Genomic DNA, 15,342 nt, shown 5'->3' on the forward strand with positions numbered 1-15,342 from the left:
GTTAAAGTATGAGAATGTACGATATTATTGCCAAGAAAAGAGACGGTCAACCACTTACTCAGGAAGAAATTGATTTCTTTATTGAAGGTTATACAAATGGGAGTATACCAGATTATCAAGTCAGTGCACTTGCAATGGCAGTATTCTTCCAAGACATGAATGAAGAAGAACGAGCAGCAATAACTATGGCAATGGTTCATTCTGGTGATACCATTGATTTATCCGACATTAATGGTATCAAAGTAGATAAACATTCAACTGGTGGAGTAGGCGATACAACGACACTAGTATTAGCTCCGTTAGTTGCTTCAGTTGGTGTGCCAGTAGCTAAAATGAGTGGTCGTGGCTTAGGACATACGGGTGGTACGATAGACAAACTAGAATCTGTTCCTGGATTCCATGTTGAGATCTCAAGTGAAGAATTTGTAAACTTAGTGAACCAAAATCAAATTGCGGTTATTGGTCAGACAGGCAATCTAACGCCTGCTGATAAGAAACTATACGGTCTTAGAGACGTAACAGCCACTGTCAATTCGATTCCGTTAATCGCAAGCTCCATTATGAGTAAGAAAATCGCTTCAGGAGCAGACGCAATTGTTTTAGATGTTAAAACGGGTGCAGGTGCGTTTATGAAATCAAAAGAAGAAGCCGAAGAACTTGCTAAAGCTATGGTGTCAATCGGAAACAATGTTGGGCGTCAAACAATGGCCGTCATTAGTGATATGAGTCAACCACTAGGCTTAGCAATTGGTAATGGATTAGAAGTTCAAGAGGCTATTGATACGTTAAAAGGTCAAGGTCCAGAAGATCTAACAGAGTTATCCTTAACACTTGGAAGTCAAATGGTTGTATTAGGTGGTAAAGCAAATACGCTAGAAGAAGCGAGATCAATGCTTGAAGACAATATGAAAAATGGGAAAGCTATTCAAAAGCTAAAAGATTTCTTATCTGCTCAAGGTGGAGATGCAAGCGTTGTCGACCATCCCGAACGCCTACCTGTAGCATCACAAACATTTGATTTAGAAGCCAAAGAAGCAGGTTATATTCATGAGATCGTAGCAGATGAAATTGGTCATGCAGCTATGATGCTAGGGGCAGGACGAGAGACCAAAGAATCTGAAATTGATTTGTCTGTAGGGCTTGTATTAAATAAAAAAGTAGGCGATTATGTTGAAAAAGGCGAGTCTATTTTAACAATCCATGCTAATACATCAGAAGTTGAATTAGTTAAAGAAAAATTGTATAACAATATAACGATTAAATCTGGCAACATAGACAAACCTCAACTTGTTTATCAAATCATTAGTGAATAATAAGTAACCATTATGAGACTGTTCTTGACGTCATCACAATAAGTGACGTTAAGAACAGTCTTTTTTTATATTCCAAACAAATAATGTCATTAAATATTTGTAATAAAAATTAAGACCTTGGAAAAAATATGAAACATGAAATGGAGGGAATTGAAGATGAAGAAAGTTATATCATGTTTACTAATTTTTACTCTATTGTTCCCTAGTTACAGTTTGTTTGCTGAGGAACAAGAAACGGCGAAACTGACAACTTCTGCTCAATCTGCATTATTAATGGAAGCGGACACAGGTGAAATATTATATAAGGAAAACGAAACGAAAAAGCTTCCGCCGGCTAGTATGACAAAAGTTATGACGATGTTATTAATCATGGAAGCTTTAGATGAAGGAACGTTAAAACTTGATGAAAACGTAAGGATTAGTGAACACGCTGCGTCAATGGGAGGTACGCAAATATATTTAGAACCCTTTGAAGAGATGAGTGTACAAGATCTGTTAAAAAGTGTAGCCGTTGCTTCAGCAAATGATGCGTCAGTGGCTCTTGCTGAACGTATTTCTGTTACCGAAGAAGCTTTTGTAGAACAAATGAATGAAAAAGCAAAAGCACTTGGGCTAAAGGATACAAACTTCGTAAATGCTACAGGTCTACCAGCTGATAATCACTATACAACAGCAAAGGATATGGCGGTTATGGCTAAGGCATTGTTAGGGTATGAAGAGATAACGGAATACACTAAAATCTACGAAGATTACTTACGAAAAGGTAGTGAAGATGAGTTTTGGTTAGTAAATACAAACAAATTAGTGCGCTTTTATGATGGAGTAGATGGATTAAAGACAGGATATACTTCTAAAGCTAAATATTGTTTAACGGCAACGGCTAAACGGGATGATATGAGAGTCATTGCAGTTGTTATGGGAGCTGAAACTTCAAAAGATCGGAATAAGGAAATCTCTAATTTATTGGATTATGCTTTTGGTCATTACGATATTGAGAGGCTTTACAGCAAGAATGAAGCCATTTTTGAATGGGAACCGCTCAAATCAAGACAAAAGATTACAGCTTCTCCTAAACACAACATATCACTATTACTAAAAAAGGGAGAATCCATTGAGGATTATCAAACCGAAATCGTGAAAGAAAATGTAAATCAGTGGCCGGTTCAAAAAGGGGATGTGGTTGGTAAGATTAAAATTATGAAAGATGAAAACACAGTATCTGAGTATCCTTTGGTTATTAATCAAGATGTCAAAGACGCTAACCTTTGGAATTTGTGGAAAAAGACTCTAAGATCAATCCACCAAGGTAAATAAATAGTCGAAACATAACTAGTTTTGTCTATTAGCAGGAATATACAAGGAAAAGAAAGAAAGACTCAATAGCTTAATTTCAATTTGTAAGGAGGAAAAAGCGTTGAGTCTTATTTCACATTTTGAAAAGAGAGAAGATGTATTGTTAGTAAGGCTTGTGGGTGAGTTAGATCACCATGAGGCGGAACGGTTGAAAGATGAATGGAAAGGGCAATTAAACGATTCAAACATTAAGCATGTTGTCGTTAATCTAGAGAAGTTATCCTTTATGGATTCGTCTGGATTAGGCGTATTTTTAGGCCGTTACAAAGAAGTAAAACAACAAAACGGTGAAATGGTTGTATGTTCATATAACCAGGCTATTAAACGATTATTTGAGCTGTCAGGCTTATTCAAGCTTGTTCGAACAGCTAACGATGAAGAAGCGGCTCTTGAGCGTTTGGGGGTGGCTTCATGAATAATTACATGAAAGTTGATTTTTCCGCAAAAAGTGAAAATGAATCTTTTGCTAGGGTGACGGTTGCTTCTTTTATTGCTCAATTAGACCCGACAGTTGATGAATTAACGGAAATTAAAACGGTGGTGTCAGAAGCAGTTACAAATGCAATCATCCATGGATATGAAGAATCTGAAGAAGGCCTCGTAACTCTAGAATGTTCAATCGTAAATAGTGAGGTCGAACTTAAAATTATGGACCATGGACGGGGAATTGAAGATGTAGATGAAGCCGTTCAACCAATGTATACTTCAAAACCTGAATTAGAACGATCAGGTATGGGCTTTACAATTATGGAGAACTTTATGGATGATCTGACGATAGACTCTCAAGTTGGCTATGGAACCACCGTAAGGCTAAAAAAGAAGTTCAATCAAAACGAAACCGCCTCCCATAGGTGATGCTATGAGCAAAAACGGTAAAGTAAAAGAGGAGCAAGCATTATCACCTGAACAAGTTAGGGAATTGATTGAACGAAGTCAATCTGGCGATGAAGCAGCTCGAGATGAACTAGTTAAACGTAATCAACGCCTGGTGTGGTCTGTTGTCCAACGGTTTTTAAATAGAGGGTATGAAGCGGACGATTTATTTCAAATTGGATGTATTGGTTTGATTAAATCGATTGATAAGTTTGACCTATCGTACGATGTGAAGTTCTCAACATATGCAGTGCCTATGATTATAGGGGAGATTCAACGTTTTATTCGGGATGACGGCTCAATTAAAATAAGTCGTTCTTTAAAAGAATTAAATAATAAAATTAAAGCGCATATGGAGGAGTACTCTAAGCAGAATGGACGTTCTCCTTCCATATCAGAAGTTAGTGAAGCCTTAGATATTCCTAAGGAAGATATCATTATGGCACTTGAAGCTAACCAAAATCCACATTCAATTCATGAAACCGTATTTGAAAACGAAGGTGATCCAATTACGCTTATGGATCAAATAGCAGAAAAAGACTCTAGCTGGTTTGAACATATTGCGTTAAAAGAAGCAATCCGTCAGTTGAGTCCAAGGGAACGACTAATTATTTACTTAAGATATTTCAAGGATCAAACACAAGCGGAAGTGGCCAAGCGATTAAACATATCACAAGTTCAAGTCTCACGGCTTGAGAAAAATATACTAAAAGATATGGGGCATTTACTGAATAAATAGTAATGGTTTAAAGATGTATTTACGAGTAAAAAGCAAGAATAATCATGACCGTACAATGATTAAAACGATTGGTTCATTGTACGGTTTTTTATTATGGTTATTTTCTGTAGTTTCAAGCTCTTTTTTTATTTTCAACATACATTTTAAAGAATGTAATGTACATAATACATGATAGAGCGATGGCTATATATGTATGGAAAGGAAATATTGTAACGGGGTGGATGAGATGACACGAGTGATTTATATCAGATTAAAACCAAAGCAAGTCGTACAAATGGGTCAACAAATTCACCTCAATGATATTGCCTGGATTAGCACGAATAATGTAGATGTGAAAAAGAAACTTTCAACCCTTTATCTACACACAGTCACAAAAGATGATCAAACTTATAAAGTTTTCGATTTGTTTAACATAATTGAGCGAATCCACACTTTATACCCTGAAATCGAAATAGAGTCAGTCGGGGCTTCACAAGCAATTTTAGTGATCTATCAACCTAAACCAAAAGTTTACCCCTTATATGTACTTTTCATTTGGCTATTACTTTTTGTAGGTGCAGCTATGGCGATTATGAACTTTCACTTTGACGTAAGTATGGAAGAAGTACAGTCATCATTACACAACATGATGTCGTCTGCAGATCATAAAAACCGCAGCGTATTGTGGCTACAAATTCCTTATTCGATAGGCTTGGGGCTTGGCATGATTTTATTTTTTAATCATTTTTTCAAAAAACGATTCAATGAAGAACCAAGTCCGTTAGAAGTTGAGATGTTTAACTACGATCAGGACCTACACCACTATGTATCTTTTAATGAGAATGAGCTGAATAAAGAAGATGACCGTTAGTCATGTTGTTGAGATGTTTGTCGGCTTAGCCGGAGGATTGGCTGTAGGGTCGGGTTTTGTAGCTTTCATTACCGTTTTAGGGATTATTCCAAGGCTGGTTCAATTAAGTAAATCAAAACCTTTTTTACAGTTTTATGAGTGGGCAGTCATATTAGGTGCATTATTTGGTATTTTTCTGTCTTTTTCTCATTTGACTTTCAACCTCCCAATAGTATTTGAAATGATTTGGGGTTTGTTACATGGAATATTTATCGGAATGCTTGCAGCAGCTTTAACTGAAGTATTAAACGTATTTCCCATAATGGCAAAACGAATGAAGTTAAATGAAAAAATTGAATTGTTAGTGCTAGCCATCGTGTTTGGTAAGATAATTGGCTCTTTATTTCAATGGATTATATATGTGAGGTAGGGAAAACGAATGATTACAAAAGATAATTACGCCAGTGAAGTCAAAAAATATCAACCAAAACCCAAACTATTACGTAATTGTATTAAAGCGTTTTTAGTTGGTGGATTAATATGTGCTATTGGCCAAGGGCTCACATTTTTTTATATTGAAGTTTTTGGTTTTACTGAAAAAACGGCAGGAAATCCAACTGTTACTACTTTAATACTTATAGCAGCTATCCTTACTGGTTTTGGCGTTTACGATAAAATTGGACAATTTGCAGGTGCAGGTTCAGCTGTTCCGGTGACTGGTTTTGCCAATTCCATAGCCAGCGCTGCTCTGGAACACAAAAGTGAAGGCATCGTATTAGGGATTGCGACTAATATGTTTAAATTAGCAGGATCAGTGATCGTTTTTGGTGCCGTATCTGCATATGTTGTTGGCTTAATTCGTTATTTAGTAGAACAGTTTTTATAACTAAGGGTGAATAACATCATGAAAATAGGAAAAAATTCTTGGCAATTTAATCAAGGTGTTTATATTCAATCATCAGCAACCGTTACTGGTCCAAAAGAAAAGCAAGGTCCATTAGGTGAAACCTTTGATTATTCTTTTGAAGATCTTCATTGTGAAGCATCAACTTGGGAAGGTGCAGAACAAGCACTGTTAACGAAATCAATTGATATTTGTATGGGTAAGACTAATATGCGTGAAGATGCGATTGATTTATTTATAAGTGGTGACTTACTCAATCAAAATGTGACATCAAATTATGTAGCACGAAATATTGAGTCACCATTTTTATGTGTATTTGGAGCTTGTTCAACATCCATGGAAGCTTTAGCAATCGGATCTTCATTAGTCGATAGTGGAAATTGTAAAAATGTACTGGCTAGCACAAGTAGTCATTATTCAACAGCAGAACGTCAATTTCGATATCCAACAGAATACGGTGGACAAAAGCCTGATACAGCAACAACAACTGTTACTGGCGCTGGGACACTGTTGATTAATAATGAACCTTCAGATATTCAAATCGAAGGTGCAACGATTGGGCGAGTTATTGATTATGGTATGAATGATCCACTAGATATGGGCTCAGCTATGGCACCTGCTGCAGCTGATACGATTGTTCAGCATCTTAAAGACTTTGGCCGAGACCCTTCAGATTATGATCTTATTTTAACGGGTGACCTATCTAGTGTTGGTTCACCAATTGTAAAAAAAATGACCGAGCAATCAGGTTATGATATGGAAGGTATTCATCGAGATTGTGGTTTAATGGTTTACCAAGCGAACCAACAAGTTTTCTCAGGTGGTAGCGGTTGTGCATGCTCAGCTGTCGTTACTTATGGTTATATTATTCAACAATTAAAACAAAATAAGCTTAAAAAAGTGCTTGTTGTTGCGACTGGTGCACTACTTAGTCCAACCATTGTTCAGCAAAAAGAGACCATTCCATGTATTGCACACGGCGTGGTGTTACAAAGGGTTGATGTATAAAATGTTTATGGATTTTTTCTGGGCTTTTGTAGTTGGCGGATCTATATGTGTTGTCGGTCAAATTGTATTAGATGTTTTTAAATTAACCCCAGCTCATGTGATGTCTTCGTTCGTCGTGGCAGGAGCAGTTTTAGATGGTTTTAATCTATATGATAAATTAATTGAATTCGCCGGAGCCGGTGCAACTGTGCCAATTACAAGTTTTGGTCATTCATTACTTCATGGAGCTATGACACAAGCAGAAGAGCATGGGTTTATCGGTGTATCAGTTGGGATATTTCAGTTGACATCAGCCGGTATTGCTTCAGCTATTCTATTTGGATTTATTGTCGCATTAATCTTCAAACCTAAAGGATGAGCCTAATGAAACCGGATAAAGAGAGAAAATTAAGTAAGTCACTTAAGGATAATCGAAAGTTTTTAAAAGAGTTGCTTGGAATCGATGTGTCGTTTGATGCAGAGTTTCGAACATTAAACATTTTAGGAACTGAAATTGACATCTATTTTGTTAATGGATTGAATGATAAAGATCACATCAACATCGTAATGAAGGAACTATTAGAATTAAATGATGTCGAATCTAAGCCTAAAAACATTCATGAACTCATTGAAAATCGACTAGTGAATAATCAAGTCGAAAAAGTGGATGTCACTTATGATGCGGTGACTGAAATCCTTTCCGGACTAATTGTCGTTATTGTAGATGGATATGCCGAAGCTTTTGCTGTTGATACACGTAGTTATCCTGGGAGACCACCATCAGAACCTGATACTGAAAAGGTCGTAAGAGGGTCAAGAGATGGCTATACAGAAAATATTATCGTAAATACTGGGTTGACGAGAAGAAGAGTTAGAGACGATAACTTGCGTTTTGAGATGTTAAGAATAGGGGCTAGATCTAGAACAGACGTAGCTATTGCATATATAGATGACGTTGCAGACCCAGGGTTAGTCGATGAGATTCGCTCGAGTTTAAAAAAGCTAGATGTTGATGGTTTATCCATGGCTGAAAAGAGCTTAGAAGAGTTCGTAGTCAATCAAAAAGGAAACCCGTTTCCGCTTGTCAGATTTACTGAAAGGCCAGACGTTGCATCAGCACATTTGTTTGAAGGTCATGTGTTAATTATGGTGGATACTTCACCTAGTGTCATTATCACTCCGACAACCTTTTTTCATCATGTTCAACATGCAGAAGAATTCAGACAATCTCCTGTGGTTGGGACGTTCGTACGTTGGGTTAGATTTTTTGCTATTTTCTTTTCTATATTTTTATTACCATTGTGGTTATTATTTGTTATGAACCCTGAGTTGCTACCACCAAACTTAGCCTATATTGGGCCAAATGAAGAAGGAAATATTCCTTTATTAGTACAGGTCTTGTTGGCGGATGTTGGTGTAGAGTTCCTCAGAATTGCAGCTATTCATACGCCAACAGCTGTTTCTACAGCAATGGGGTTGATTGCCGCGATTTTGATTGGTGAAATTGCTATACAAGTTGGTTTATTCACGCCAGAGATCATTTTATATGTAGCAATTAGTGCAATGGGAGCTTATGCGACACCGAGTTATGAACTAAGCGTAGCTAATAAAATTGCAAGGTTACTTTTAGTTGTAATTACTGCCTGGTTAGGCGTTATAGGGCTCGTAGTTGGCTTTACATTATACATTCTACTATTAACAAGGACACTTTCTTTAAACACACCTTACTTTTGGCCAGTGATTCCGTTTAATGCTAAGGCTCTTTATCATATTTTGTTCAGAGTACCAGTTCCACTTCATAAAGTTAGACCGAGTATAGTACACCCACAAGATGAAAAGCGTCGTTAATTATTGATAATATTTAAAACTTTATGGTATAGTTTTAGAGATTATTGATATAGTAATCGATACTTGTTTGTTTGCAAAGGCTAACAACAAGTATCGTTTTCTATTTACAAAAACTCTTAATTCTTTTGTTTATACATATATTTATGAACTGATTCAGGAAGGTGATGAAGTGGTGCGGGAGAATATGTTACATATCAATGGAGTCAGTGCTGAGTATTTAGTTAATAAATATAGCACACCACTTTTTGTTTATGATGTGAATCAAATTAGGGAAAATGCTAGAGCTTTTGTTCATACATTTGAATCATTAAATGTTGATTATCAAGTCGCGTATGCTAGTAAAGCATTTTCTTCGATTGCTATGCTTCAGGTTGCTAAGCAAGAAGGGTTGAGCCTTGATGTCGTTTCACAAGGTGAATTATATACAGCGATAGAAGCGGGGTTTCCAGTAGAAAAAATACATCTTCACGGTAATAATAAAAACATAGAAGAACTCGAAATGGCTATAGAACATAATATCGGATGTATCGTCGTTGATAATTTTTATGAAATTGACCTATTGAAGAAACTATTAGATCAACATAATACTGAGATGGAAGTCCTTTTGCGTGTAACACCTGGAATTGAGGCGCATACGCATGACTATATCTTAACTGGGCAAGAAGATTCTAAATTCGGCTTTGACCTTTCAAGCGAACAGGCTGATGATGCTCTTAGCCAATTAATTCAAAGTGACCGAATCCATGTACAAGGTGTACACTGTCATATAGGTTCACAAATCTTTGAAACTCAAGGCTTTGTTTTAGCTACAAGAAAGATTTATCAAATGTTAAAATCATGGAAGGAAAAATTCCAGTTCGAAGCAAAAGTCGTAAACTTAGGCGGTGGTTTTGGTATACAATATACACAAGAAGATGAACCACTACCGTTAAATCAATACGTCATATCATTAGTTGAGACTGTAAGAGAAGAAGCTAGTCAACATGGATTAAGTACGCCAGAGATTTGGATTGAACCCGGTCGGTCAATTGTTGGAGAGGCTGGCTCAACAATATATACCATAGGATCTATAAAAGAACTAGAAGGTATTCGAAAATATGTATCGGTCGATGGTGGAATGACCGACAATATTCGTCCAGCTTTATATCAAGCTAAATATGATGCTGTTGTAGCTAATAAAATGGACCAACCAAAAGAAGAGATCGTGTCCGTTGCAGGCAAATGTTGTGAGTCAGGTGATATGTTAATTTGGGATTTAGAGGTTCCTAAAGTTGAGAGTGGTGATTTATTAGCTGTAAAATCGACAGGCGCATATGGCTATTCGATGGCTAATCACTATAATCGTTTCGCAAAACCTGCTGTTGTATTTATTGAGGACGGCCAAGATCATTTAGTTGTAAAACGAGAAACGTATAGAGATTTAACACAAAGTGATTTATCATATGAATAAACATTATGAATGATGAAGAGGGAGAAATGAATTATGACAAAAGCAACGATTCATTTTGAAAACGGTGAAGCGATTCAAATTCAATTATTTGATGAAGAAGCCCCGAAAACAGTCGAAAATTTTGTGGAGCTTGCTGAGAAAGGGTTTTATGACGGCTTAACATTCCATAGAGTTATTCCAAACTTTGTTATTCAGGGGGGCTGCCCAAATGGAGATGGAACAGGCGGTCCAGGTTACACTATTAAATGTGAAACAGAAGATAATCCACGTAAACACGAGCGCGGAACACTGTCTATGGCACATGCGGGTAAAGATACTGGTGGTAGTCAGTTTTTTATCTGCCATTCACCACAACCTCATTTGGACGGTGTACACACAGTGTTTGGAAACGTAACTGAAGGTTTTGAAGTCGTTGATCGTGTTAGACCCGGTGATGTTATGGATAAAGTCACAATCGACAAGTAGTGATTTGACATACTCTATTTAAAATATTCTTTTTGTCGTTTGACAAATTAGTTATAATGATTAAAGTATATATTGAGAAAACTATAAATCTTTAGTAAGTAGATAGAGTATGAACTAAGAGGGGTTTTTATGCTTATTAAATATAAAAAGAGTTTTGAGAAGATTGCCATGGGCTTACTTTCTTTCATGCCTGATGAAAAAGAAGTCAAAAAGTTACAATCTACGATTAAAGAGTACGAAACTAATGACCAATGGCGTTTATTTCTTTGGAAAGAAGAAGACGTCCTAGGTGCCGTTGGAGTACGTATTGAAGATGACCAAAAAATGATTGTCCAACACATAAGTGTCACCCCATCGCACCGAAACCAAGGTATCGGTAAAAAGATGGTGCAAGCACTAAAAGATCAGTTTGGTCAAGAATATTTAATCTGTGCTAATGAAAAGACGGAGAACTTCGTCAGTCATTGTGAAGAGTGATTCGAAGTCCTACTAGTATGTTAACTGGTAGGACTTCTTTCAGTTGTAATTTCTTAAAAACACGCACCATATTAGGTTTAGGGGTTTATATAGTATTTCAATCTCATTCATTATTTGTTAAGATTTGAATGAGAATAATGAAATGACGTTGAAATGAGTGAGATAAATTGGGACAATCCATCTATCAAGTTAAACTTGATACTTTCGAAGGCCCACTTGATTTACTATTACATTTAGTTAATCAATATGAAATTGATATATACGATGTACCATTAAAAGAAATCACGGACCAGTATTTAGATTACATACACACCATGCAAGAAATGCAGTTAGATGTTGCCAGTGAATATCTAGTTATGGCAGCAACGTTATTGGCTATAAAAAGTCATATGCTTTTACCTAAACAAGAGTTAGAGGTAGAAGATGAATACGAAGAAGACCCAAGAGATGAACTTATACAACGAATTATTGAATATCGTAAATATAAAGAGGCATCCAAAGAATTAAAAGAAAGGGAACAAGAAGGTAATCAAATATTTACAAAACCTCCATCAGATTTATCTGACTATGAAAGTACAGTTAAAGTGACTAAAAGTGACAGTGTGTCAATTGTAGATTTAGCACAAGCGTTCCAAAAAGTTCTTAGACGTAAACAGTTACTTAAACCGATGGAGACAACAGTACAAAGGCAAGAGATTTCGATAGAAAAAAGAATGGATGAAGTCATCGGTGAATTAAAAGTGTCAGAAGGCCGAAAAAACTTCGAATCATTGTTTCCATACCAAGAAAAATTTGAAATAGTAGCAACGTTTCTAGCTATTTTGGAGTTAATGAAAGCAGTAAAGATTAGTTGTTATCAAACACATAACTTCGAAGATATAATGGTTGAACTTATGGAGGTTTAAGATGGAACTGAAACAATTAAAAGGGGTTCTAGAAGGACTATTATTTGTGTCTGGAGATGAAGGGTTATCCGTTAAACAAATAAAAGACGTTCTTTCAATAGATGAGGATACCGTTCATGTTCTATTAGATGAATTAAGGTTTGATTATGAACATAATCAACGAGGGTTATCTATATTAGAATTAAAGGGGGTTTTTTATCTAACAACTAAGCCGGAACATGCTCTTTATTATGAAAAAATGATAGAAACGACGGTGTCTTCTCGTTTATCGCAAGCGGCATTAGAAACACTCGCGATTATTGCTTATCGTCAACCCATTACAAAGGTTGAAGTAGAAGATATCCGAGGAGTTAAAAGTGATGGGCCAGTCCAAACATTAGTATCTCGATTCTTAATAGAAGAATGTGGGAGAAAGGAAACAAGCGGACGACCAATTCTTTACCAAACAACAAAAGAGTTTTTGACATTCTTTGGCTTAACGTCGTTAGACGAATTACCACCATTACCTGAAGAAGGCTTCAATGAGGCAGTACAAGAGGCTGATTTATTTTTTAGCGATTTGCCAGAAAATGAGTAGGTTTAACATTCTAAGGAGGATATATTACTCGAATGGATACGCAGCTTCGCTCACAAGCAGAGTTAATCAATGACCATTTAGAAATAATTGAAGATGAATTAAATGATTTTTTAGATTTTACAAGTATAGATAAAGTATTGGATTCTAATCATCAAGTTCCAATTGATTATATACAAAACATATTTCGTGAATTTAGGTATTTAGCTGTCTATTGTGGTGAAGGTAAAAGGGCCATCACTAAACTAATACAGACCGATCAACTCGAACAAAATTATGTTGATCGAGTTTATAAAGGTATTTACTATAAATGTGTGATTGAGTATTTTTCGCCAAAAGATGAGATTTGGACGGAGGATAGTCGAGCTTCTTATCGAAATAAGTGCTCAATTGATTTTCGAGATGATCCCGGGGAGATTATTGAACAGACAATGAAAAAAGTAGAACCTTCATTTCATGAACTGAGAGAACAATTAGATTATTTAGATTTATAAAGCTGAGGATTCTTCCTCAGCTTTATTTTTTATTCATACACAAAAGACAAGTTCATATATTGAATACTAGGTAGACAAGTCCACCAAGTGAGGAGTTCGCACATGAAAAATGCATTGATGATAATCCTGGTATTTACTTTATTATTTTTGACGACTGTTCCATCCGAAACAGAAGTTACACCTTCAATTTCAGCTGAAAATGCTGTTGTATTGGATATGGATACGAATGAAATTATTTTTGAAAAAAATGCAAACCAACAAAAAAATATTGCTAGTATAACTAAAATCATGACTGCCATTGTTGCACTTGAACAGGAAGAAATAAAAGATCGTGTCCTCATTAGCCGAAATGCAGCTATGAAAGAGGGTTCTTCTATTTATACAAAACCTGGTGATATTTATACTTTGGAAGATTTAATATATGGATTAATGTTAAGGTCAGGTAATGATGCGGCAACTGCTATTGCAGAACATGTTGGGGGAAGCGTAAAAGGCTTTGCTTTTCTTATGAATCAAAAAGCAACTTGGATTGGAATGAATAACAGCTCATTTCAAAATCCGCATGGACTTGATGAAGAGAACCATTACTCAACAGCATATGATATGGCTCTTTTGACGTCATATGCAATGAGCACTAATAGTGATTTTAGAAAGATCTTTGGAACAAAAAAACATCTACCAGAAAATATTAATTATTATTGGTTTAATAAAAACAAAATGCTTATGACGAATGATTATTGTACGGGTGGAAAAACAGGTTTTACGAAATCCGCCGGCAGAACACTAGTAACAACAGCTGAACGTAATGGTGAACAAATAGTGGTGGTTACTTTAAATGCTTCAAGTGATTGGCAAGACCATCGAACGTTGTATGATTATGGTTTTAAAGCCTTAGAGGATCAATCAGACCCCATTGATGAAGAAATTCTTGATTTCCCTCAATTTATAGAATCGTACTTTGATGTGATCCATAGAATGCATGGTGTCAGACAATGGTCCATATAATTTGGGTGAGTATGGCGGCGATTGGCATTATATATGCTGTTTTTAACGGTACAATTGAAGAAGTAAATGAAGTCATTTTCGAAAGTGCTAATGAAGCCGTCTATTTAACAATTAGTTTAGTTAGTATATTAGTATTTTGGTTAGGTTTAATGAGAGTTGCTGAAGAAGCAGGTTTATTAGTTAAGCTGGCTAAATTTTTTAAACCATTGTTTACAAGGTTGTTCCCTGATATACCTCATAACCACCCAGCAATGGGATATATATTATCCAATTTTTCAGCTAATATATTTGGGTTAGGTAATGCTGCAACACCATTAGGTATTAAAGCTATGAAAGAAATGAAAAGTCTAAATGATGACAAAGATGAAGCATCGAGATCTATGATTACTTTTTTAGCTTTAAATACATCGAGTGTAACCCTTATTCCAACTACGATGATTGCTATCAGGATGCAGTACGAATCAACAGCACCGACAGAAATAGTTATTTCATCTATTTTTGCGACATTGATATCGACAATTGGTGCTATTTTAGTTGATCGTTATTTTTATTATCGTAGACAAGGGAGAATAGACTATGATCTTACAGTTAAGTAATTACATCATCCCATTTATCATTTTATTTGTCTTATTGTACGGAACATATAAGAAAGTTCCTACATATGAAAAATTCGTAGAAGGGGGTAAGGAAGGAGTATCACTCGCTATTTCCTTGCTTCCTTTTTTATTAGGAATGATTGTATCTATTAGTATTTTTAGGGCTTCTGGTGCAATGGATGCATTTGTATTATTAATATCTCCTTTATTGACATTTTTGCATGTCCCACCGGATATTGTGCCACTTGCCTTAACGAGGCCTATATCAGGAACAGCATCATTAGGTGTTGCAACAGATATTATAAAAACTGAGGGACCAGATTCTTATTTAGGTAAACTAGCTTCGACGATGCAAGGTAGTACTGATACAACATTATATATTCTAACCGTTTATTTTGGAGCAGTTGGTATTAAAAAAATGGGTGATGCGCTTAAAGTTGGACTGTTAGCTGACTTTATTGGTATAATAGCATCGTTAATCATATGTTATTTGCTATTCGGTTAGAAAGAAAAGGGGGAGCGTTAACTTT

20 protein-coding genes are annotated in these 15,342 nt (G+C 35.9%); all 20 read left to right on the forward strand.

Going from position 1 to position 15,342, the window contains the following annotated elements; translation table 11 throughout:
• Positions 1 to 8: 8 nt before the first annotated feature.
• The 20 genes from EDC24_RS02910 to EDC24_RS03005 all read left to right on the forward strand — a co-directional run bounded on the left by EDC24_RS02910 (position 9) and on the right by EDC24_RS03005 (position 15,317).
• Positions 9 to 1,313, forward strand: coding sequence for a pyrimidine-nucleoside phosphorylase (locus EDC24_RS02910; protein ID WP_148087078.1), 1,305 nt, complete (start codon positions 9 to 11; stop codon positions 1,311 to 1,313).
• 156 nt (positions 1,314 to 1,469) lie between these two features.
• The gene (locus tag EDC24_RS02915) at positions 1,470 to 2,627 is read left to right on the forward strand and encodes a D-alanyl-D-alanine carboxypeptidase family protein (RefSeq protein ID WP_124219590.1); all 1,158 of its coding nucleotides are present in this window, start codon (positions 1,470 to 1,472) and stop codon (positions 2,625 to 2,627) included.
• Positions 2,628 to 2,727: 100 nt separating this feature from the next.
• On the forward strand, positions 2,728 to 3,081 hold the full coding sequence (gene spoIIAA, locus EDC24_RS02920) for an anti-sigma F factor antagonist (protein ID WP_124219592.1): 354 nt from the start codon (positions 2,728 to 2,730) through the stop codon (positions 3,079 to 3,081).
• Positions 3,078 to 3,521 (forward strand): anti-sigma F factor, encoded by a 444-nt coding sequence (gene spoIIAB, locus EDC24_RS02925; protein WP_124219594.1) that lies wholly within the window; start codon positions 3,078 to 3,080, stop codon positions 3,519 to 3,521. The genes spoIIAA and spoIIAB overlap by 4 nt, the downstream gene beginning before the upstream one ends.
• 4 nt (positions 3,522 to 3,525) lie before the next feature.
• On the forward strand, positions 3,526 to 4,278 hold the full coding sequence (gene sigF / locus EDC24_RS02930) for an RNA polymerase sporulation sigma factor SigF (protein WP_124219596.1): 753 nt from the start codon (positions 3,526 to 3,528) through the stop codon (positions 4,276 to 4,278).
• Positions 4,279 to 4,504: 226 nt separating this feature from the next.
• The gene (locus tag EDC24_RS02935) at positions 4,505 to 5,128 is read left to right on the forward strand and encodes a stage V sporulation protein AA (protein ID WP_124219597.1); all 624 of its coding nucleotides are present in this window, start codon (positions 4,505 to 4,507) and stop codon (positions 5,126 to 5,128) included.
• The gene (locus EDC24_RS02940; RefSeq protein WP_124219599.1) at positions 5,118 to 5,537 is read left to right on the forward strand and encodes a stage V sporulation protein AB; all 420 of its coding nucleotides are present in this window, start codon (positions 5,118 to 5,120) and stop codon (positions 5,535 to 5,537) included. The genes EDC24_RS02935 and EDC24_RS02940 overlap by 11 nt, the downstream gene beginning before the upstream one ends.
• Before the next feature lie 9 nt (positions 5,538 to 5,546).
• On the forward strand, positions 5,547 to 5,993 hold the full coding sequence (gene spoVAC, locus EDC24_RS02945; RefSeq protein ID WP_124219601.1) for a stage V sporulation protein AC: 447 nt from the start codon (positions 5,547 to 5,549) through the stop codon (positions 5,991 to 5,993).
• Positions 5,994 to 6,011: 18 nt separating this feature from the next.
• The gene (gene spoVAD / locus EDC24_RS02950; RefSeq protein ID WP_124219603.1) at positions 6,012 to 7,019 is read left to right on the forward strand and encodes a stage V sporulation protein AD; all 1,008 of its coding nucleotides are present in this window, start codon (positions 6,012 to 6,014) and stop codon (positions 7,017 to 7,019) included.
• Positions 7,020 to 7,026: 7 nt separating this feature from the next.
• The gene (gene spoVAE, locus EDC24_RS02955; RefSeq protein ID WP_124220365.1) at positions 7,027 to 7,377 is read left to right on the forward strand and encodes a stage V sporulation protein AE; all 351 of its coding nucleotides are present in this window, start codon (positions 7,027 to 7,029) and stop codon (positions 7,375 to 7,377) included.
• Between the two features lie 5 nt (positions 7,378 to 7,382).
• Positions 7,383 to 8,846 (forward strand): spore germination protein, encoded by a 1,464-nt coding sequence (locus tag EDC24_RS02960; protein WP_124219605.1) that lies wholly within the window; start codon positions 7,383 to 7,385, stop codon positions 8,844 to 8,846.
• Between the two features lie 184 nt (positions 8,847 to 9,030).
• Positions 9,031 to 10,296, forward strand: a complete 1,266-nt coding sequence (gene lysA, locus EDC24_RS02965) for a diaminopimelate decarboxylase (protein ID WP_124219606.1) — start codon at positions 9,031 to 9,033, stop codon at positions 10,294 to 10,296.
• Positions 10,297 to 10,329: 33 nt separating this feature from the next.
• Entirely contained in the window at positions 10,330 to 10,761 is a 432-nt protein-coding gene (locus EDC24_RS02970; RefSeq protein ID WP_124219608.1) for a peptidylprolyl isomerase, read from the forward strand.
• 129 nt (positions 10,762 to 10,890) lie between these two features.
• Positions 10,891 to 11,238 carry a GNAT family N-acetyltransferase gene (locus EDC24_RS02975; RefSeq protein WP_124219610.1) on the forward strand — a complete coding sequence of 116 codons (348 nt, stop codon included), beginning with the start codon at positions 10,891 to 10,893 and terminating at the stop codon, positions 11,236 to 11,238.
• 167 nt (positions 11,239 to 11,405) lie between these two features.
• Positions 11,406 to 12,143: a segregation/condensation protein A gene (locus EDC24_RS02980; protein ID WP_124219611.1), complete on the forward strand. Its 738-nt coding sequence runs from the start codon at positions 11,406 to 11,408 to the stop codon at positions 12,141 to 12,143.
• Between the two features lies 1 nt (position 12,144).
• Entirely contained in the window at positions 12,145 to 12,720 is a 576-nt protein-coding gene (scpB, locus tag EDC24_RS02985) for an SMC-Scp complex subunit ScpB (RefSeq protein ID WP_124219613.1), read from the forward strand.
• 32 nt (positions 12,721 to 12,752) lie between these two features.
• Positions 12,753 to 13,211, forward strand: a complete 459-nt coding sequence (locus tag EDC24_RS02990; protein ID WP_124219615.1) for a DUF3907 family protein — start codon at positions 12,753 to 12,755, stop codon at positions 13,209 to 13,211.
• A gap of 102 nt (positions 13,212 to 13,313) precedes the next feature.
• The gene (locus tag EDC24_RS02995) at positions 13,314 to 14,216 is read left to right on the forward strand and encodes a D-alanyl-D-alanine carboxypeptidase family protein (RefSeq protein ID WP_124219616.1); all 903 of its coding nucleotides are present in this window, start codon (positions 13,314 to 13,316) and stop codon (positions 14,214 to 14,216) included.
• Positions 14,204 to 14,812: a nucleoside recognition domain-containing protein gene (locus tag EDC24_RS03000; RefSeq protein WP_124219618.1), complete on the forward strand. Its 609-nt coding sequence runs from the start codon at positions 14,204 to 14,206 to the stop codon at positions 14,810 to 14,812. Before EDC24_RS02995 ends, EDC24_RS03000 begins: the two co-directional genes overlap by 13 nt.
• Positions 14,793 to 15,317 carry a spore maturation protein gene (locus EDC24_RS03005; protein ID WP_124219619.1) on the forward strand — a complete coding sequence of 175 codons (525 nt, stop codon included), beginning with the start codon at positions 14,793 to 14,795 and terminating at the stop codon, positions 15,315 to 15,317. Before EDC24_RS03000 ends, EDC24_RS03005 begins: the two co-directional genes overlap by 20 nt.
• Positions 15,318 to 15,342: the final 25 nt, after the last annotated feature.

The sequence above is a fragment of the Aquisalibacillus elongatus genome (assembly GCF_003843875.1).
In the GTDB taxonomy this organism is placed as follows: Bacteria; Bacillota; Bacilli; order Bacillales; family Alkalibacillaceae; genus Aquisalibacillus; species Aquisalibacillus elongatus.